Annotated in this window: 19 protein-coding genes; 2 read left to right on the top strand and 17 right to left on the bottom strand. The window is 63.4% G+C overall.

Going from position 1 to position 17,834, the window contains the following annotated elements; translation table 11 throughout:
• Positions 1–10 precede the first annotated feature (10 nt).
• The 6 genes from metG to proC all read right to left on the bottom strand — a co-directional run bounded on the left by metG (position 11) and on the right by proC (position 5,282).
• Positions 11–1,951: a methionine--tRNA ligase gene (metG, locus tag DNA98_RS04710; RefSeq protein WP_110526443.1), complete on the bottom strand. Its 1,941-nt coding sequence runs from the start codon at positions 1,949–1,951 to the stop codon at positions 11–13.
• Between the two features lie 201 nt (positions 1,952–2,152).
• Positions 2,153–2,839 carry a ribose-5-phosphate isomerase RpiA gene (gene rpiA / locus DNA98_RS04705; protein ID WP_110526440.1) on the bottom strand — a complete coding sequence of 229 codons (687 nt, stop codon included), beginning with the start codon at positions 2,837–2,839 and terminating at the stop codon, positions 2,153–2,155.
• Positions 2,840–2,856: 17 nt separating this feature from the next.
• On the bottom strand, positions 2,857–3,327 hold the full coding sequence (gene bcp, locus DNA98_RS04700; protein WP_110526437.1) for a thioredoxin-dependent thiol peroxidase: 471 nt from the start codon (positions 3,325–3,327) through the stop codon (positions 2,857–2,859).
• Between the two features lie 43 nt (positions 3,328–3,370).
• Entirely contained in the window at positions 3,371–3,859 is a 489-nt protein-coding gene (locus DNA98_RS04695; RefSeq protein WP_110526434.1) for an adenosine-specific kinase, read from the bottom strand.
• 54 nt (positions 3,860–3,913) lie between these two features.
• Entirely contained in the window at positions 3,914–4,444 is a 531-nt protein-coding gene (locus tag DNA98_RS04690; protein WP_174720009.1) for a hypothetical protein, read from the bottom strand.
• Positions 4,445–4,499: 55 nt separating this feature from the next.
• Positions 4,500–5,282 carry a pyrroline-5-carboxylate reductase gene (gene proC, locus DNA98_RS04685; protein WP_110526427.1) on the bottom strand — a complete coding sequence of 261 codons (783 nt, stop codon included), beginning with the start codon at positions 5,280–5,282 and terminating at the stop codon, positions 4,500–4,502.
• A 326-nt stretch (positions 5,283–5,608) separates the two neighbouring features.
• Between proC and DNA98_RS04680 the strand changes: the two genes are divergently transcribed.
• On the top strand, positions 5,609–6,169 hold the full coding sequence (locus tag DNA98_RS04680) for a Uma2 family endonuclease (protein ID WP_110526424.1): 561 nt from the start codon (positions 5,609–5,611) through the stop codon (positions 6,167–6,169).
• Between the two features lie 10 nt (positions 6,170–6,179).
• Here DNA98_RS04680 and DNA98_RS04675 read toward each other — a convergent pair whose 3' ends face one another.
• The 10 genes from DNA98_RS04675 to DNA98_RS04630 all read right to left on the bottom strand — a co-directional run bounded on the left by DNA98_RS04675 (position 6,180) and on the right by DNA98_RS04630 (position 14,927).
• Entirely contained in the window at positions 6,180–6,830 is a 651-nt protein-coding gene (locus DNA98_RS04675; protein ID WP_110526421.1) for a nuclease-related domain-containing protein, read from the bottom strand.
• A gap of 56 nt (positions 6,831–6,886) precedes the next feature.
• Positions 6,887–8,623, bottom strand: coding sequence for an acyl-CoA dehydrogenase family protein (locus tag DNA98_RS04670; protein ID WP_110526418.1), 1,737 nt, complete (start codon positions 8,621–8,623; stop codon positions 6,887–6,889).
• A gap of 84 nt (positions 8,624–8,707) precedes the next feature.
• Positions 8,708–9,346 carry a hypothetical protein gene (locus tag DNA98_RS04665; RefSeq protein ID WP_110526415.1) on the bottom strand — a complete coding sequence of 213 codons (639 nt, stop codon included), beginning with the start codon at positions 9,344–9,346 and terminating at the stop codon, positions 8,708–8,710.
• Complete coding sequence (locus DNA98_RS04660; protein WP_110526412.1) at positions 9,343–9,669, bottom strand: multidrug efflux SMR transporter; 327 nt, start codon at positions 9,667–9,669, stop codon at positions 9,343–9,345. Before DNA98_RS04660 ends, DNA98_RS04665 begins: the two co-directional genes overlap by 4 nt.
• A 47-nt stretch (positions 9,670–9,716) precedes the next feature.
• Complete coding sequence (locus DNA98_RS04655; RefSeq protein WP_110526409.1) at positions 9,717–10,889, bottom strand: thiolase family protein; 1,173 nt, start codon at positions 10,887–10,889, stop codon at positions 9,717–9,719.
• The gene (locus DNA98_RS04650) at positions 10,886–11,377 is read right to left on the bottom strand and encodes a DUF4442 domain-containing protein (protein ID WP_110526406.1); all 492 of its coding nucleotides are present in this window, start codon (positions 11,375–11,377) and stop codon (positions 10,886–10,888) included. Before DNA98_RS04650 ends, DNA98_RS04655 begins: the two co-directional genes overlap by 4 nt.
• Positions 11,374–12,006 carry an SGNH/GDSL hydrolase family protein gene (locus tag DNA98_RS04645; protein ID WP_110526999.1) on the bottom strand — a complete coding sequence of 211 codons (633 nt, stop codon included), beginning with the start codon at positions 12,004–12,006 and terminating at the stop codon, positions 11,374–11,376. Before DNA98_RS04645 ends, DNA98_RS04650 begins: the two co-directional genes overlap by 4 nt.
• Before the next feature lie 17 nt (positions 12,007–12,023).
• A complete protein-coding gene (locus tag DNA98_RS04640) occupies positions 12,024–12,356 on the bottom strand; it encodes a DUF5615 family PIN-like protein (RefSeq protein ID WP_110526403.1) in 333 nt (110 codons plus the stop codon).
• On the bottom strand, positions 12,353–12,577 hold the full coding sequence (locus tag DNA98_RS04635) for a DUF433 domain-containing protein (protein ID WP_013158234.1): 225 nt from the start codon (positions 12,575–12,577) through the stop codon (positions 12,353–12,355). Before DNA98_RS04635 ends, DNA98_RS04640 begins: the two co-directional genes overlap by 4 nt.
• Positions 12,578–12,635: 58 nt before the next feature.
• Positions 12,636–14,927, bottom strand: a complete 2,292-nt coding sequence (locus DNA98_RS04630; protein WP_110526995.1) for a 3-hydroxyacyl-CoA dehydrogenase/enoyl-CoA hydratase family protein — start codon at positions 14,925–14,927, stop codon at positions 12,636–12,638.
• A 291-nt stretch (positions 14,928–15,218) separates the two neighbouring features.
• Here DNA98_RS04630 and DNA98_RS04625 point away from each other — a divergent pair, with 291 nt between their 5' ends.
• A complete protein-coding gene (locus DNA98_RS04625; RefSeq protein ID WP_110526400.1) occupies positions 15,219–16,538 on the top strand; it encodes an acetyl ornithine aminotransferase family protein in 1,320 nt (439 codons plus the stop codon).
• On the opposite strand, the gene guaD is transcribed toward DNA98_RS04625, so the two are convergent.
• Positions 16,518–17,825: a guanine deaminase gene (gene guaD, locus DNA98_RS04620; RefSeq protein WP_165363965.1), complete on the bottom strand. Its 1,308-nt coding sequence runs from the start codon at positions 17,823–17,825 to the stop codon at positions 16,518–16,520. The genes DNA98_RS04625 and guaD overlap by 21 nt on opposite strands.
• Between the last annotated feature and the right edge of the window lie 9 nt (positions 17,826–17,834).

Below are 17,834 nucleotides of genomic sequence, written 5' to 3'. Positions count from 1 at the left end.
TTCTTTGCCGCTAGCGAACCTTGGCGCCCGGCGGCAAGTCAGCCTCCGGGGTGACCACCACGATGCGGCCCTGGGCATCCTCACCGGCCAGGATCATCCCCTGGGACTCCACCCCACGCAAGGTCGCCGGCTTAAGGTTGGCCACCAGCACCAGCTTCTTCCCCACCAGGCTTTCGGGGGTGTAGAACTGGGCGATCCCCGAGACCACCTGCCGGGTGTGGTCGCCCACGTTCAGCGTGAGCACCAGCAGCCTATCGGCCCTAGGATGCTTCTCGGCCTTGACCACCTCGGCTACCCGCAGCTCGATGCGGGCAAAGTCCTCGATGGAGATAAGGCCGTTGGTCCCCTCCGGGTCATCCCCCTTTGCTGGCGGCTGAAGCGAAGGCTCGAGCCCCGCGGCGGGTTTATCCGCTGGGCGTTCAGCGCCTTGCGGCGTGGCCTCGAGCTTGGGAAACAGGATGGGCGCCTCCGCAGGGATGCGGGTACCGGCGGGCGAAAGTCCCCAAACTTCGCTCTCGGCCACGGTGTAATCCCCCAACCCCAGCGCCCGGCGCAGCTCCTTGGCCTTGTTGGGGATAGCCGCCTCGAGCAAGACGCTGGCAATGCGCAACCCCTCGACCACGGTATAAAGCACCTCCTCCAGGGTTTTCCGGCGTGAATCATCCCGGGCCAGCTCCCAAGGTTTCTGGTCGTTGACGTACTTATTGAGGCTGCGCACGTACTGTAGGATTTCCTCGAGCGCCAGGTTAAAGCGCAGCTCGCGGATCAGGGGGCGGACCTTAGCCGCTAAGCTCACGCCTTCTCGGGCAATATCGGAGCCTGCCCCGGAGGGCTCGGGTAACACTCCCCCGCAGTACTTCAGCAGCATGGTGCGTACCCTCGAAAGCAGGTTGCCCAAGTCGTTGGCCAGATCGGAGTTGAGCCGCGAGACGATCACCGCCTCCCCAAAGGGGCTGTCGGCGGCCAGGGTAGTGTCGCGCAAGAGGGCGTAATGCAGGGCATCTACCCCGTACTTCTCGAGCATCTCCACCGGGTCGATGGCGTTGCCCAAGCTCTTGCCCATCTTGCGCCCGTCGAGGGCCAGGATATGCCCGTGAACCACCAGCCTTTCGTACAGCGGCAGCCCGGCGGCCTTGAGCATGGTGGGCCAGAAGACCGCGTGGGGCTTTAGGATGTCCTTGCCGATCACGTGCCAACAGTGCCGCCAGTAGGGTTCGAAGAGGCCCTTGCTGACCAAGGCCGAGATGTAGTTGAGCAGGGCATCGAACCACACATAGGTGACGTGGTTCTCATCCCAGGGGATGGGAATACCCCAGGGCACCCGCTCCTTGGGCCTCGAGATGGAGAGGTCACCGATGGGCTCCTTGAGCATCTCCAGCACCTCGTTGCGGTAGCCGGCGGGCTGGATGAAGTCGGGGTTGTTCTGCAGGTACTCCAAGAGCCAAGGGCGGTACTTCTCCATGCGGAAGAAGTAGTTGGCCTCCCGGCGCAGCACCGGCGGCTCGGAGTCGCCGGGGAAAATCCCGTCCACCAGCTCCTTCTCGGTCACGAAGCGCTCGGAACCCACCGAGTAGAGCCCCTCGTACTCAGCGTAGTAGATGTCGCCCGCGTCGTAGACTTTTTGCAGCACCTCCTGCACGTAGCGCTTGTGCCGCTCCTGGGTGGTGCGGATGAAGTCGTCATAGCTGATCTGCAGACGGTCGTAGAGCGCACGGAAGCTGCCCTCGGCAAGCTCGTCTACGAACTCCTTGGGGCTCTTCCCGGCCTTGGCCGCCGCGCGGGCGATCTTCTCGCCGTGCTCGTCGGTTCCGGTTAGAAAGTAGGTCTGGTAGCCGTCCAGTCGGTGCCACCGGGCCAGAAAGTCGGCCAGGATTTTCTCGTAGACGTGGCCGATGTGGGGGGCTGCGTTGGCATAATCGATCGCGGTGGTGATGTAAAAAACCCTGCTCATTGCTCTCTCCTCAAGATGTGTTGCCAAAAAGAACCGGGGCGCATCCTACAAGCGCCCCGGCGGTAGCCGCAAACCCCTTCGCTACCGCCGGGCAACCTCCACCATTCGTAGGCCGGGCCAGGACCCAGGCTTGTAGGCCAAAAAAGCCTCCATAGGGGTTATGGTAGCCGCTCGAGGCCTCTTTTCGCAAGCCCGAGAATCCTATACCCCTCCTCTGCCCAACACCTGCACCCCGTCCGGCCCCGCCAAAATCGCTTCGGTAGCGATCCCTACAAATAGCCCGGATTCCACCACACCAGGGATGGATTTGAGGCGGGCCTCGAGCCCTCGAGGATCCGAAATGGGGCCAAAACGAACATCCACGATCAGGTTGCCCCCATCGCTGTAGAAAGGCTCCTCCCCCGCCATCCGCAAGCTAGGCTCACCCAGCTGCGCCAGCCTGGCGAGGGTGGCCCGGTAACCGAAGGGCACGATCTCGACCGGAACCACCCCCCGCCCGAGTTGCTCGACCCGCTTGGTATAGTCGGCCACCACGAGGAAGCGCCGGGCGTTGGACTCGACGATCTTCTCCCGCAGCAGCGCCCCACCCAGCCCTTTGATGAGGGCCAGATCGGGGGCTACCTCGTCCGCGCCGTCGATCGCCAGGTCTACCCCCTCCGGCCCTAGCTCCACCAGCTCAATCCCGGCGTCCCGGGCCAGCAGGGCGGTGGCCTCGGAGGTCGGCACGGCCCGGATGTGCTCCACCTCCCCCTCTCGGATCCGGCGGCCCAGCTCCATCACCGCATACCTGGCCGTAGAGCCGGTTCCCAGGCCGACCACCATTCCGGATCGGACCTGCCTGACCGCTTCGAGGGCGGCTTGGCGTTTGTATCTCTCGAGGTCGTTCATAGCGACGGGGGGTCCGTTTAGGCCTTCTGCAATTCGCGTAGCGCCTCGGCGACCTCGAGGGCGTGTTCATCAGGCCGGACTTTCTCCCAGACTTTAGCGACCTTGCCCTGGGGGTCGATCAGAAAAGTCTGGCGCAGCACGCCCTCATACTCCCGGCCGTAGAGGTTCTTCACCCCCCAGGCGCCATACGCTTTGATGACCTCAGCGCCGGGATCGGAGAGCAAGGGAAAGTTGAGGGCATACTTGGCGTGGAACTTCCCGTGGCTCTCGAGGTCATCGGCAGAGACCCCAAGTACCACCGCACCCATCTCTTCTAGCCTCCCCTTCTCGTCGCGGAAGTTGCAGGCTTCCTTGGTGCAGCCAGGGGTGTCGTCCTTGGGGTAGAAGTAGAGCACCACCCATTTACCGCGATAATCCGCAAGGTTATGTAGCTTTCCTTCTTGGTCAGGAAGGGAAAACGCAGGAGCCTGTTCGCCGATGTGCACCATAGCGGCTATAGCTTACCCTGCCGCCGACGCAAAGCGACAGGGCCTACCCGAGTTTGTACCCCAACTTGCGCAGCAGGTCCTTGCGCCAGGCGATATCTTCCTCGGCCTCCACCCCTAACGGCTTATGCCCATCGAGCACCCCCAAAACCCCCCGCTGGTCCTCCTGCTCGGCCACAATTACCGCGAGCGGGTTGGCGGTGGCGGCAAAGATCCGCACCACCTCCGGGCAAGCCTTGATCGCGTGAAGCACATTGATCGGGAAAAACCCCTCCCCCAACACGATGACGAAGCAATGCCCGGCTCCGATGCTGTAGGCATTCTTGGCCGCCAACTCTACCAGCTCGGGGGCGGTGCCGGTCTTGCGAACGAGCCGCTTCCCCGAGGCCTCGCAGAAAGCCAGGCCAAACTTGATTCCCGGAACCGCCGTGACCATAGCCTCGTGCAGGTCCTCTACGGTCTTGATGAAGTGCGATTGCCCCAGAATGACGTTGAGGTTATCGGGTTTTTCGATTTTCACCACTTGCAGTTCCATGGCTCTAGCTTAGTAGGTGAGGCTCGAGGCCGGAAGCTCCTTGCACCCCACCCTTCAGGGCCGAACGAACTTCACCAAATCCACCTTGCTGCCGTCGGCCCCCACGAAACGCACCACCCCCACCCCGGGCACGAAGTAGCTCTCCACCACGCTGCTACCGCCAGATTGGGTAACGAGGGAGGTGCGGATCACGTAGGCGTTGAATTTTCCCGCCGGAACCTGAACCCCTTCCAGCCGCGTCACCTTGGCCACGAAGGCCACTACCTGGCCCTGGATGCTGCTCTTCATCCCCCACTCCTGCCCGATGATGAGCGGTGCAGAAGGGTAGAGTTGGAGCGGAGGAGCGTATTTTTGCACCGCCCCGCCGATATACACTCCCTCCAGGTAGACCCCGGTGGCGTCGTAGCGCAACAGATCGGCGTAACGGGCGCGCCCCGCGTAGCGGTGCTCGAGCATCAGGAAGCCGTCTTTCTGGCGGGCGAAGACCTGCTCCTCTCCCGAGGAGTACGTCCAGCTAAGACCGACCCCATTGGGAAAGTAGGCGCTAGGCTGGGCCAACGCCAGGGTCACAAGCCAAGCCAGCATAGCAGTGAGGGTACGCATCCTTCGAATTTTACCGGCCACCTTCCAACCAGCAGGGTTATTCCTCTCGCCCCAACTCGTGGGCGCGCAGCGTGGCGGCTTGGACGGCTTCGATGAGGGCTGCGCGGATCCCGCGGGCCTCGAGCGCCGCTACCCCATAGATGGTGGTCCCGCCGGGGCTGCTCACTTCGTCCTTGATCACCGCTGGATGCTTGTGCCGCAGGAGCTCTCCGGTAGCAATCAACACATCTGCGGCCAGCTTGAGGGCCTGGGCGCGGGGAATCCCCATCTTCACCCCGCCATCGGCCAGGGCTTCGGCGACCACCGCCACGTAAGCCGGGGCCGACGCCGACATTCCGGTAAAGGCATCAAATAGGCGCTCGGGAAGGTCATAGACATCCCCTACGGTGGCGAAGAGTTGCCGGGCAAACTCGAGGTCCCCCGCCTCCTCTGCCTCACGGGGACCGACCACTGCGGTCGAGCTTTTGCCGATAGTGGCGGCCAGATTGGGCATCGCCCGTACCACCCGCCGGGTCCCTAAACGCTCCGCCAGCAGGCGGGTCGAGACCCCGGCCATGATCGAGATGTACCCGATGTTGGGATGGGTGACCTGGGGAGCCACGGTAGGCAGGTCTTTGGGCTGCACGCTGAGCAAGACCCGCTCGGCCATACGCAGCTCGGGATGGGTGAGGACCCTCACCCCGTACTGCGCCGCTATCCCTTGCGCATATTCCTTTACATCTACTATGCCCACTTCTTGGGGGGCTAGAAACTCCGCTTTGAGGATGCCCTCGAGGATGCTTCGGCCCATCTTGCCTACGCCCACAATTGCCAAGCGCATATGTCCTTCGAGTTTACACGCTACCCTCGTCTTTCTCATCCTAGATCTCTAGAACCCCCGTCCGGCGAGTTGTATAGCACAAACCAGTCCAGAGCCGAGGGTTCCCGGCTGCCCCACTTGATTGCTCACACTTACGTCGTACGCAATACGCAAAACGCCAGACGCTAAACGTGGGGGTAGATTCCCTGTCGGGACAGCCTATGGCTGTACACCTAGGGGACGATCCCCTTCGTATGACGTATGACGTACGACGTACGACGTTTGACGTCTAACGTGCGGTCAGCTCAAGTTACCAGGCCACCAAGCGCCGCCTGTATACTCGAGCTATGGCCCGCCAGAACCCCGTCCGACAAGCCACTTTCGAGGAGTATCTGGAGTTTGAGCAGCACTCGCAGGTGCGCCACGAATTCGTGGATGGCTACCTGTTCGCCATGGCCGGCGGAACGGATTTCCACAACCGCATCAGCGGTCGTCTCTACCGCCTGATTCTGGATGCCGCCGAAACCGCGGACTGTGACCTGTTCATCAACGACATGATCCTGCAAACCCCTAGTGGAAGGGGATACTACCCTGATCTCTTCCTCACTTGTGAGGAGAGAAGCGATGGTTCACGGTTCAAGCGCTTCCCCTGCTGGATCATCGAGGTATTGTCGGAATCGACGGAAGCCATCGACCGGGGCGAGAAACTGCACAGCTACAAGGCCATCCCCAGCCTCAACGCCTACATCCTGGTCTCTCAAGACCAGCGGCTCGTCGAGGTTTACCGCCGCCTGGAAGACGGCACCTGGCGCTACGAAACCCTCGAGGGCAACGACGTTCTCGAGCTGCCCTGCCTCGAGCTAAAGGTGGGGCTCGAGGAGATTTACCGGGGCGTGGGCCTTGCCTGATGCAAGAGCCCTACTTAACCAACTGCTCCGCTTTTCGGACCACCGCTATGAATTCAGCGTATTCCCAAACCTTGGGCAGCCCCTTGAAGTAGGACAAGAGTTCGTCAGGGCGCTTGACCGGGAGTTTCCCGACTCGATCGCCTTCGAGCTGATCGCCCACAAATACCAGAATCGGCTTCACCTCCACCCCAAAAATCTCCCTCAGCCTGTGTGACTGCCGCCAGGCTTGCTTGACCACCTCATCCTGGCGCTGGCCTTTGTTGTACAGACCCCTGGGCGTGGCAATTACCTTACCGCTGTAGTTCTTGACCTCGACGTTGAATATTCCGGCTGGGCCTATCACCAAGTGGTCCACATTCTCGCCGCCCAAGTCCAGATCGTGAAAGACGCGCCACCCCGTAGGGAGCTGCTCGAGGTGCTTGCCTACCGTCATCTCCCCGAGGTACCCCTTCCCCAGGGCCCGTATTGTTCGGGAGACTTCCTTGCTGCTGAGCATCCGGACAACGAGGAACAGTGCAAGGATTGGGGCTGCCGGAGCGAGGAGGGGTACGAACAGCCGAATGAGGAGGTATCCACCCACTCCTACGATCAGAAGGAAGGCCATCAGGATCAAAAGCTTGTTCCGCAAAGTCTTCCCGGCGGTTCCGTGCCGAATGGACATGTCCCAAACATAACAATACCCCCGCAAAACCGCGGGGGTATTGGTCACAACCGCGCTCAAGCTCTGGGCTGCGGATAACCCTCAGCCTCGAGCACCTTCTGGGCGATGCGGCGGCGCAGCTCCACGAGGTCGGTGGGCTCGTGCTTGGTCAGGCGGCGCACGGCAGAGGCCATCCCCCGCAGCTCGTCGCCCTCGGCCAGGCGGGGCAGTACGCCGAGGACAGCCGCCTGGGCGCGGTCGAGGGCCTGGTAGAGGTAGAGGGTGGTCATGTCGGCGTAGACCCCACCCCCTAAGCGGCGCGAGCGCAGCAGCATGGACTCGGCGGCGTAGATGTCGATGAGGATGTCGGCAGCGGTGGCCAGGATCTCCTGCTCCTCCTCGAGCTTGGTGGTGTACTTCAAGGCCGCCAAGCCGCTCGTCATCAGCACCAGCTTCTTGAGGTTTTCGATCTGGGCGAGCTCGAGGTCATCGGGCTGGTCGAAAGAGGGCTCCATGAGTTCCTTTTGCAGCTTCGTGGCGGCGTCTACCAGCGGCAGCTCGCCCTTCATGGCCCGCCTCAGTAGCATGCCGGGGATCAAGAGGCGATTGATCTCGTTGGTGCCCTCGAAGATGCGGTTGATCCGGCTGTCGCGGTAGGCCCGCTCGATGGGGTACTCGGCGCTGTAGCCGTAGCCACCGTGGATCTGCACCCCCTCGTCCACGCAGTAGTCGAGGATCTCTGAACCCAACACCTTGATGATGCTGGCCTCAATGGCATATTCCTCGATACCCGCCAGCACCGCCTCGGCCCCGGTTTTGCCCTCCAAGGCCTCGTCGATCAGCCCCATAGTGCGGTAGACGGCGCTTTCTCCGGCGAAAATGCGCGCGGCCATTTCGGCGAGCTTGTGCTGGATGAGGCCGAAGTGGGCGATAGGATGACCGAAAGCGATCCGCTCTTTGGCGTACTTGGCGGAAAGCTCCAGGGCCTCCTTGGCTCCGCCGATGGCCCCCGCCCCCAGCTTGTAGCGGCCCACGTTGAGCACGTTGAAGGCGATTTTGTGCCCCTTGCCCAGCTCACCCAGCACGTTCTCGACAGGAACCCGTACATCCTCGAAGAAGACCTGGCGGGTGCTCGAGGCCTTGATGCCCATCTTCTTCTCCTCGCCTCCGAAGCGCAGCCCCGGCGTGTCCCGCTCGACCAAGAAGGCGGTGAGCCCCTCTTTGGTCTTGGCAAATACGGTGAAGAGGTGGGCGAAACCGGCGTTGGAAATCCACATCTTGGTGCCGTTGAGGATGTAGTGCTTGCCGTCCTCGCTGAGTTCGGCACGGGTTTTGGCTCCCATCGCATCGGAGCCGGATTGCGGCTCGGTGAGGCAGTAGGCGGCGATCCACTCGCCGCTGGCCAGCTTGGGGAGGTACTTGGCCTTCTGCTCGGGGGTGCCGAAGTAGACCAGGGGGAGGGTGCCGATAGAGGTGTGGGCCCCATAGGTCACGCTGAAGCCGCCGGTAGGCGAGAGCGCCTCCGCCACCACGGTGGAGATGGTCTTGGGAAGGTCCAGGCCGCCGTACTCCTCGGGCACCTCGATGCCCAACAGGCCCTGCTCGCCGGCCTTGCGTATCAGGGGGACGTTGAGCTCGAGCTCGCCGTGCTCGAGGCGCTCGGCTACCGGCCGGTACTCGCGCTCGACAAAGGTACGGGTGGTCTTGATGATCTCCCGCGTCACCTCGTCAAAGTCCTCAGGGGTGAAAATGCCTTCGGGCCTCTCCAGCAGCCAGCCACCGCCCTTTTTCACCAACTTGCGATCTGCGATCATGCCTCACCTCGGTCGACTAGATACAATCTTATACTCGGTCAAATTTTATCCGCGAACCGCCCTTTGGTCAATGAGGAAAGCCCCTTAGCGAGAAGGCTGGACCTGGAAGAGGAGGGTTTCGGTAACGGTGCGGCCCGAGGGGTAATAGGTCACCTTCAGCCGCAGCGGGTAGCTTCCCGGCGGGGTGCTCGAGGGGATATCCACCGCGTATAGAAGCCGCAGCGCCAGGGTAAACTCCAGGCTAATCACCATAGCCGGTCGTTCGGGGTCGTTGCCGTGGAGGCCGGGCAAGGGGTGCTCGACCGGCTCGGCGCAGCGCAGGAGGAAAGCCGCGGAAAACAGTCCTACCGACCAGCCAGGGGGCGCTTCCTCGAGCTGGAGGCGAAACCTCGTGGCCTGCTCCCCTCTTGGACCGTCACACCCCCCAAAGGGATCGAAAAAGCGTAATCCCTCCAAAGGGTCTACGCCAAACGCAGCTGCGGCGGAACCGGGAAGGGGGGCGATCTGACGTCGGGCCAGTTCCCCGTTGGCCAAAAACACAGCCTGGGCCCGATAGGAGGCCTGGTCATATAGGCCCTGCACGTACCAGCGCCCTCCCGGCGACACCGGCAGTACCCGACCGGGCTCGAGGGCAAGAGGGAAAGTAGAGACGCTACCGCGAGGCGCGGGCACGCAAGCGCTGAGCCCGAAGAGCAGAGCCCCTACCAGCAGCCCTCCTCTCATGCAGGGCTCCCCGCGGTCAACTTGAGCCCCACGATCGAGGCCAGCAACAAAATGAGGAACAGGGCCCGGGCCAGGGAAAGCGTCTCCTGGAAGAGGACAATCCCCAGCACCGCCGCCCCCAGGGCTCCAATCCCTACCCAGACGGCGTATGCAGTCCCGATGGGAAGCGTCCGAGCGGCCAGCGACAACAAGTACATGCTACCCAGGATGGCTACCCCCGTGAATACGCTCGGCCAGAAGCGGGTGAAGCCCTCGGTGTACTTGAGCCCGATGGCCCAAGCGGTCTCCAAAAGCCCTGCGATGAGCAATAACACCCATGCCATAAGCCCAAGGTAGCAAGGCTACGTAAGCAAGGGGTGAGCGAGGGGCTCTACCCCTTCGGGTAGACCTCAAACACCCCCGCCGCCCCCATCCCCCCGCCGATGCACATCGTCACCAGGCCCAGCCCGCCGCCGCGCCGCCCGAGTTCATGGATGAGCTGGGTGGTGAGCTTGGCCCCCGTCGCCCCCAGGGGGTGGCCCAGCGCGATGGCCCCGCCGTTGACGTTGACGATCTCGGGGTTGAAGCCGAGCTCGCGCATCACCGCCAGCACCTGTGCAGCGAAGGCCTCGTTGAACTCGATGAGCTTGATGTCCTCGAGCCCGATGCCGGCCTTGGCCAGCGCCTTGGGCACGGCCTTGATCGGCCCCACGCCCATGATGTCGGGGTCTACGCCCCCGGTAGCGAAGCTCACGAAGCGGGCCAGCGGCTTGAGCCCCAGCTCATCGGCCTTCTCGCGGCTCATCAAGAGCACCGCGGCGGCCCCGTCGGAGTAGGGCGAGGCGTTGCCGGCGGTCACGGTGCCGCCCTCCTTGAAGGCCGGCTTGAGCTTGGCCAGGCGCTCGAGGCTGGTATCCGCGCGGGGGATCTCGTCCTTGGCGAAGTAGGTCTCCTCGACCTGCTTCTTGGCTCCCTTCCAGCTCACCCGTTTCACCGCCACCGGCACGATCTCCCCCTCGAACTTGCCCTCGGCCTGCGCCTTGAGGGCCTTCTGGTGCGAGCCGTAGGCCCAGGCGTCCTGGTCCTCGCGGGTCACCCCCCAGCGCTGGGCTACCCGCTCGGCGGTGAAACCCATGCCGATGTAAGCCTCGGTCAGCTCGGGGTGAAGCTGGGTGTGGTAGCCCGACATGGGCACCTGGCTCATCATCTCCACCCCCCCGGCCAGCACCACCTCGTTCATGCCCGAGAGGATGGCCTGCGCCCCGTAGGCGATGCTCTGCAGGCCCGAGGAGCAAAAGCGGTTGATGGTGGCCCCGGTGACCTCGACCGGGAACCCGGCGCGCAGCAGCGCCAGACGGGCGATGTTGAGGCCCTGGCTGGCCTCGGGCATCGCACAGCCCCACTGCACATCCTCGACGACCTCGGGGGCTACCCCGGCTTTTTCGACGGCGGCTCGCATCACGGTGGCCGAGAGGTCGATGGGGTGAACGCTGGCCAGCGCCCCATCGCTCTTGCCGCGCCCTACGGCGCTGCGGACTGCACTGACGATCACGGCTTCTTTCATCTTGGCTCCTTTGTCTTCCTACGGATGTAGAGGGTTTTTTCGAAGGAGGCGTGAACCACGCCGTCCTTGTCCACCAGATCCACCGGGTAGACCCGGTCCACCGAGGGGTTCTGCGCGGTGAGGGTACGGATGGTCCCCAACTCCTCTTCGGTGAGCACGAAGCGGGCGTAGAGCGTCGATTTCCCTGGCTTGCGGAAGCGGATGGTGGCCGCCTTGTCCCACACGATGTAGTCGGGTCCCAGCAGCTGGATGAGCATGAGCATGTAGATGGGGTCGATGGCGCCGTACAGGCTTCCCCCGAAGATTGTGCCCACATAATTGCGCGTGCACCAGTTGAGCGGCAGCGCCACGTGAACCTCCTTCCAGTCGGGGGCGATGTAGGTCACCCGCCCGCCGGTGCCCCGGTAGGCCGGGAACAGGTTGAAGCCCCAGCGCCACAGGCGGGTGCGCCAGGACTCGGCCTTGGCCTTGGGAAAAACCGTGGTCATCTCCCCTCCTCCTGCGCCACCGGCACCCACAGCGCGATGCCGGGCCGCTCGAGCACCACCGCCACCTGCCGGGCGATCTCGAGGTAGCCCCTGGCGTTGGGGTGCACCCCGTCTTCGCTCCAAAGGGCTGGATTTTTGTCCAGTTCGCTCTCCCAGAAGTCGAAGAAGATCGCATCGTAGCGCCCGGCAAGGTCATGGAGGATGTGGTTGGCGGCCTCGAGGTTGCGCCTCACGCGCTCGCGCACGCCGTCCGGGAGCTCAAGGCGCAGCGTGAAGTTGGGCAGCGTGGCGGTGAAGAGCTGCGCCCCGATACTCTGGAAAGCGCCAAACATCAGGTTGAGCTCGGCCCGCAGGCTATCGACATCGAAGGGCTCTTTAAGGCAGTCGTTGGCCCCCGCGACGATGCTCACGAAGTCGGGCCCCAGACTGAGCCCGCGCTGGAGCTGCTGGGCGCGGATTTCCCCGGCGCGCAGCCCCCGGCTGGCGAGGTTGGTGTAGCGCAGGCCGGGGCTGGCCGCCCGCATCCCCTCGGCCAGCCAGTCGTGGGCGGAGCGCAAGGCAATTCCCTCCACCGGGTCGCCTACTCCTTCGGTGAAGCTGTCGCCGAGGGCCACGAAGTGCCGAATCACCTCAAGCCTCACCTCGCTTACAACAAGATCAAAATCCCGCTTTCAGGGTCCTCGAGGAAGCTCGCGACCTCGGCATGATGGACCCGTAGTGTGGCCTCAATCTCGCGCACCGAGCAGTTCCCCCGTCGTATCCAAACCGGCTTGGGTGGGAAACCCAGCAGCAGCGACAGGTCGTTGTAATCGGAGTCTTTGCTAACCACTGTGTAGCCTTCCTGCCGGGCATACTCCCATACCGCGCGGTCATCAGCGGTCTCAAGGCCCAGCAAATACACATGGCTCGAACCGGGGTAAAGATCAGCCAGCCTCGAGACCAGCTTGGGCGAGAGGTTGTGATCCAGCAGCAATTTCAAGCCGCTACCACCATCTGGGTCTTCTCGCGGTCAGCCGCGTAGGCCAGACACGCCTGGATGTCCTCACGGGTCAGATAGGGAAAGTCATCTAAGATTTCTTCCACGCTCATTCCGCTCGCTAGGTATTCCAGTACGTCGTACACTGTGATCCGCATCCCGCGAATGCAGGGCTTCCCGCTGCGCTTGCCGGGCTCGAGAGTAATGTAATCACGGTAGTTCATGCGTCGAGTGTAGCAAGAAGTTCTACGTCCTGAGCCGCTAGCTCATTGGCAAAGCCCCCTAATTCCGCAGCGGCTTCCCGGTCTTGAGGGTGTGGGCGATGCGCTCTTGGGTCTTGCGGGTGCCCAAGAGCTTGAGGAAGGCCTCGCGCTCGAGGTCGAGGATATCCTGCTCGCTCACCTCGCGGGGCGGGCCGTCCCCGCCGCAGAGCACGTAGGCCAGCTCGGCGCCGATGCGGACATCGTGCTCGGAGGCCTGGCCGGCTTCCTGGAACTGCCACAGCGCGTAACGCAGGTTGCCGATGCCCTCGGCCCCCAGGGCGCGAATCTTCATAGGGGGCTGGGGCACGTAGCCCTCGGCCAAGGCCAACACTCGGGTCTTGGCGTCGGAGATGAGGGTATCGCGGTTCATGCTGATACCATCGCCGTGGCGCAGGAAGCCCATGTTGCGGGCCTCGAGAGCGCTGGTGGAGGTCTGGGCCAGGGCGATCATCTGGAAAGCCCGCTTCACCCCCTCAAAGAGGTCGATGTCGGGACCGTAGGCAGATAACTCCTGGGTGAAACGGAATAGCATCTCCTTGGTGCCCCCACCCGCCGGGATCAGGCCCACGCCCACCTCGACCAATCCCATGTACAGCTCGGCGTGGGCCTGGATGAGGTCGGAGTGCAGGCTGAACTCGGCCCCACCGCCCAACGTGAGGCCAAAAGGAGCCGAGACCACCGGGAAGGGCGAGCGGCGCAGCCGCATGGCGGTCTGCTGGAAGGTGTGCACAGCCCGGGCCATCTCGTCCCAATCGCCTTCCTGCGCCCCCATCAGGACCAGGGCCAAGTTAGCGCCCGCCGAGTAGGTACGGGGATCGTCGTGGGAGAGCACCAAACCGCGGTAATCGCTCCGCTCTATCCAGTCGAGGGCTTTGTGCAGTTCTCGGAGCACCCCTTCGCCGAGGGTCCCCATCTTAGCTCGGTTCTCGAAAAGAGCTACCCCGTCCCCCAGGTCGAGCAGGGCGGTTTCCTTGCCCTCTAGGATCACCTTTCCGGCTTTGCGCAGCCCCGAGGCCGTGATGTGGGCAGGGTTTTTGGGAATGGGGTAGTACTGTCCGTCAAAGCCCAGATAGGTACCATCCTTGTAAAAACTCCCCTGGGCTTTCTTCAAGAGCTCCGGCTCATCTAGGCCCAGCTCGGCGAAGCCTTGGCGGAGGTAGTCGAGACCTACCGCGTCCATGTTCTTGAAGGGGCCCTGCTCCCAGGCGAAGCCCCACTCCAGGGCCCGGTCCACCGAGGGGATGTCGTAGGCGATCTCGGGAGCCTTCTCGAGGGCGTAGTGCGCGGTGAAGAGGAAGAGCTTGCGGGCAAACGCGCCGTACTTGCCCGGCAGTTCTCCCACCCTCCTTAGCCGCTCAGAGAGGGGTAGGTCCTTGATAGCGGCCATCTCCGGCAGGCGCAGCTTTTCCTGCGGCTTGTACTCGCCGCTGCGGTAATCGTAGGTGAGGATCTCCTTGCCCACCTTTTTGTAAAAGCCCGCCCCGGTCTTCTCGCCAAGGTTGCCCTGCTGGATCAGGTTCTCCACCCAGTCGGGCATGCGGAAGTCTTCCCCGGTGGTGTGGGCAAGCTCGGTGGAGACCAGTTTGAGCACGTCTAACCCGGAGATGTCCCCGGTGCGGAAGGTGGCCGACTTGGGGCGGCCCACCAAGGGGCCGGTGAGGGCGTCCACCTCATCAATGGTAAGCCCCTCCTCCATCATCAGCCGCATGGCCTGGGTCATACCGTACACGCCAAGCCGGTTGGCGATGAAGCCAGGGGCATCTTTACAGATCACCGTGCCCTTGCCCAGGATGCGCTCGCCGAAGTGGCGCATTGCCTCGACCACCTGGGGATCGGTCTCGGGGGTGGGGATCAGCTCCAAGAGGTGCAAGTAGCGCACCGGAGCGAAGAAGTGGGTGCCCAGGAATCGCTTACGAAAGCCTTCCGAGCGGCCCTCGAGCAAAATCCGCATAGGGATGCCGGAGGTGTTGGAGGAGACGATCGCCTGCGGGGCGACCGCCTCGAGCTTGGCGAAAAGCTCCTGTTTGGGCTCGGGTTTCTCGATGATGACCTCGACGATCCAGTCACAGTCTTTGAGCTTGGTGAGCTCCTCAGTGGTACCGAGCTCGATCAGGCTGGCCCGGCTTTTGTCCATGAAGGCCGCGGGCTTACTCTTCAGTTGCCGCTCGAGGCCCTTCTTGACCAGCTCGAGCTTGTCTTGCTGCCCCGGGATGTCGAGCAACACCACCGGAACCCCCGCCGAAGCGGCCAGAGCCGCAATGGCCCCACCCATCGTTCCCGCACCGACAACCCCTATTTTCTTGATTCGCATCGCTCCTCCGTTTTGCCCCATTGGTGGCTTGGTTGCCTTCGGTCTTACGTCTCTAAGTTTTTATACCGAGTCAAAGTTTATAACAGGGCGAGGCCGAAGTCTAGAGCATACCACCAGCCACTCGATGGGGGCCATTCTGCTTTTCGCGGAGAGCGGCTTCGCCCGTCACGTTCCCCAACCCCGGGCGCGACGAAAGCCCCCCAGACGATGGCCGCGAGCTGTGGAGCCTCCAGGCTGGCGGCCTCGACAATCTCCGATGAATCAGAATCTGCATAGCCGTATACTGAATCCATGTTGACCCGTCCTTTGATCCAGACCGCTCTACCCGGCCCCAAAGCCCGAGCCATCCTCGAGCGCGACCGCCGGCAAATGTCCACTTCGTACGTCCGCCCCTACGCGCTGGTACCCGAACGCGGCGAGGGCTGCTGGCTCTACGACGTGGACGGGAACAGTTTCTTGGATCTGATGGCAGGAATCGCGGTCAACACCACCGGCTATGCCCACCCGCGGGTGGTTAAAGCCGTGACCGAGCAGGCCCAGAAGTTTGCCCACGTCTGCTTCTCGGACTTCACCCACGACTCCGCCGTCACCCTGGCCGAGCGCCTCGCCGCCAAGCTAGGCGGAGGCTACCGGGTGTTCTTCGCCAACTCCGGCACCGAGGGCATCGAGGCGGCCATCAAGCTGGCCCGCTACCACACCCGCCGCCCTTACCTGATCGCCTTCAGCGGTAGCTTTCACGGGCGTACCCTGGGCTCTTTGTCGCTCACCGCCTCAAACGCCAAGTACCGCCGTGGCTTCGGACCTCTACTGCCCCACGTGGTCCACGTCCCCTACCCCCACCCCTACCGCCCACCGTTGGGGGCCGGCTCGGAAAACGTTGGGCAAGCCGTGCTGGATCACCTCGAGCACCTCTTCCACACCAGCCTGCCCGCGGACGAGGTGGCCGCGGTTTTCCTCGAGCCCATCCAGGGAGAGGGCGGGTATGTGGTGCCGCCCAAAGGATTCGTGCAGGGCTTGCGCGAGCTGACCCAGCGGCACGGCATCCTATTGGTGGCTGACGAGGTACAAAGCGGGGTGGGACGCAGCGGAAGCTTTTTGGCCCTCGAGCAGGAGGGAGTGCAAGCCGACATCGTGGTGCTGGCCAAGGGACTGGCTTCCGGCTACCCCATCAGCGCCGTCGTGTTTCGCGAAGAACTCTCCACCTGGACTCCCGGAGCCCACGGCACCACCTTCGGCGGCAACGCGGTCTCGGTGGCGGCCGCCCTGGCGACGCTGGACCTGCTGGAAGAAGGGCTGATGGAAAACGCCCGCAAGATAGGCCAACACCTGATACAGGGGCTGCGCAAGCTACAGGAAAAGCACCCCCGCCTGGGCGATGTGCGGGGGCGAGGGTTGATGATCGGGCTGGACTTCGTAAAAGACCACAAAACCCGGGAGGAGAATCCCGCGCTGCGCGACCAGATCCAGCAAAAAGCCTTCGAGAAAGGGCTGCTGGTCCTCTCGGCAGGGCCCAGCACGGTGCGGTTGGCCCCCCCGCTGATCCTCAGCCTGGAGGAAGCGGACCTCGCCCTAGGCCTGCTGGGCGAGGTGCTAGCAGAGGTCGGGGCTTGAGCCTTCTAGCCTCTCCTTCCCATCCACGTACACCTGCGCAATGTCGGCCTCGGAGGCCATGGTGAACAAAGCCCCCAGGGCTTGTTCGGGGGTTTCGGCGTGGCGTAGCACGGCCTCGAGGCTGCTCCCCTTGGGCGGCTTGACGTATACCAGGTCCGCGGCCTTGCCGATCCCGAAATCCCCGATCTCCCCCTGCAAGCCCAAGGCCTCGGCCCCGGCCCTGGTGGCCAGGTATAGAAGTTGCGGAGCCGTCAGCAGGTGGCCTTCGGGCAGTAGCCGCTGGGCCAAGTAGGCCATCAGGGCCTCCTTAGGAATCCCAAAACCCGTACCCCCCGCCACGTCGGTGCCCAAGGCGAACTTCACCCCGGCCTCGAGGTGGCGCCTGAGCGGAAAGATCCCGCTTCCGATGAAAGCGTTGGAGCAGGGGCAGTGGGCCACCGCCGCTTCGCGCGAGGCCAGGCACTCGAGCTCGGCGTCTTGGGGGTAGACGTTGTGGGCCAACACCGCGCGCTGGTTCACCAGCCCGAATCGGTCGTAGGTTTGACAGTAGGACTCGGCCCAGGGAAATAGCCGCTTCACGGCGGCGATCTCCTCGGGCGTTTCGTTGAGGTGGCTGGTAAAGAAGACCCCCGGGAGCTCCTTTTGTATTTGCTGGCAGACCTCGAGGATCGCCTCCGAACACGACAGGGAGAAGCGCGGGGTAACCACGTAGCGCAGCTTGCCCCGCTCATGCCACTTCTGCGCAAGCCACAGGCTCTCCCGGTAAGCCCGCTGGGGCGTGGTGTGGAGCTCGGGGCGCAGGTTCCGGTCGGAGAGCACCAAACCGCTCAGGATGCGAAGCCCGGAGGCGAGGGCCTCTTCAAAAAACACCTCCATCGCCGCCGCGAAGTGCGAGCCGAAGACCAGGGCCGTCGTTGTGCCATTGTTGAGCAAGCCGCGCAGGAAGTCTTTAGCCAGGGCGCGAGCATACGTTACATCCGCCAGGCGAGCTTCCTCAGGGAGGGTATTGACCTCGAGCCAGTCCAACAGCCGATACCCTAGCGCCCCGATGATCCGCGCTTGCGGGTAATGCACGTGGAGGTCCACGAACCCGGGCAGGATCACCCCTTCTCGCAGATCGGAAACTTCGGCATCCGGATACTGGCCTCGAACCTCCGCAAAAGCTCCCGCCGCCACGATCCGCCCCTCCTGGATGACGAGCCCGCCGTCGGAAAAGGCCTCGAGCCCGGGGCCGTGGAAGGGGCTCGAGGGGGTGTGGATCAGCACGCCACGAAGAATTCGGGTCATCGCTCCAAT

Source organism: Meiothermus sp. Pnk-1 (assembly GCF_003226535.1).
GTDB lineage: Bacteria > Deinococcota > Deinococci > Deinococcales > Thermaceae > Allomeiothermus.
This window is presented reverse-complemented; position numbering and strand designations above follow the sequence as displayed.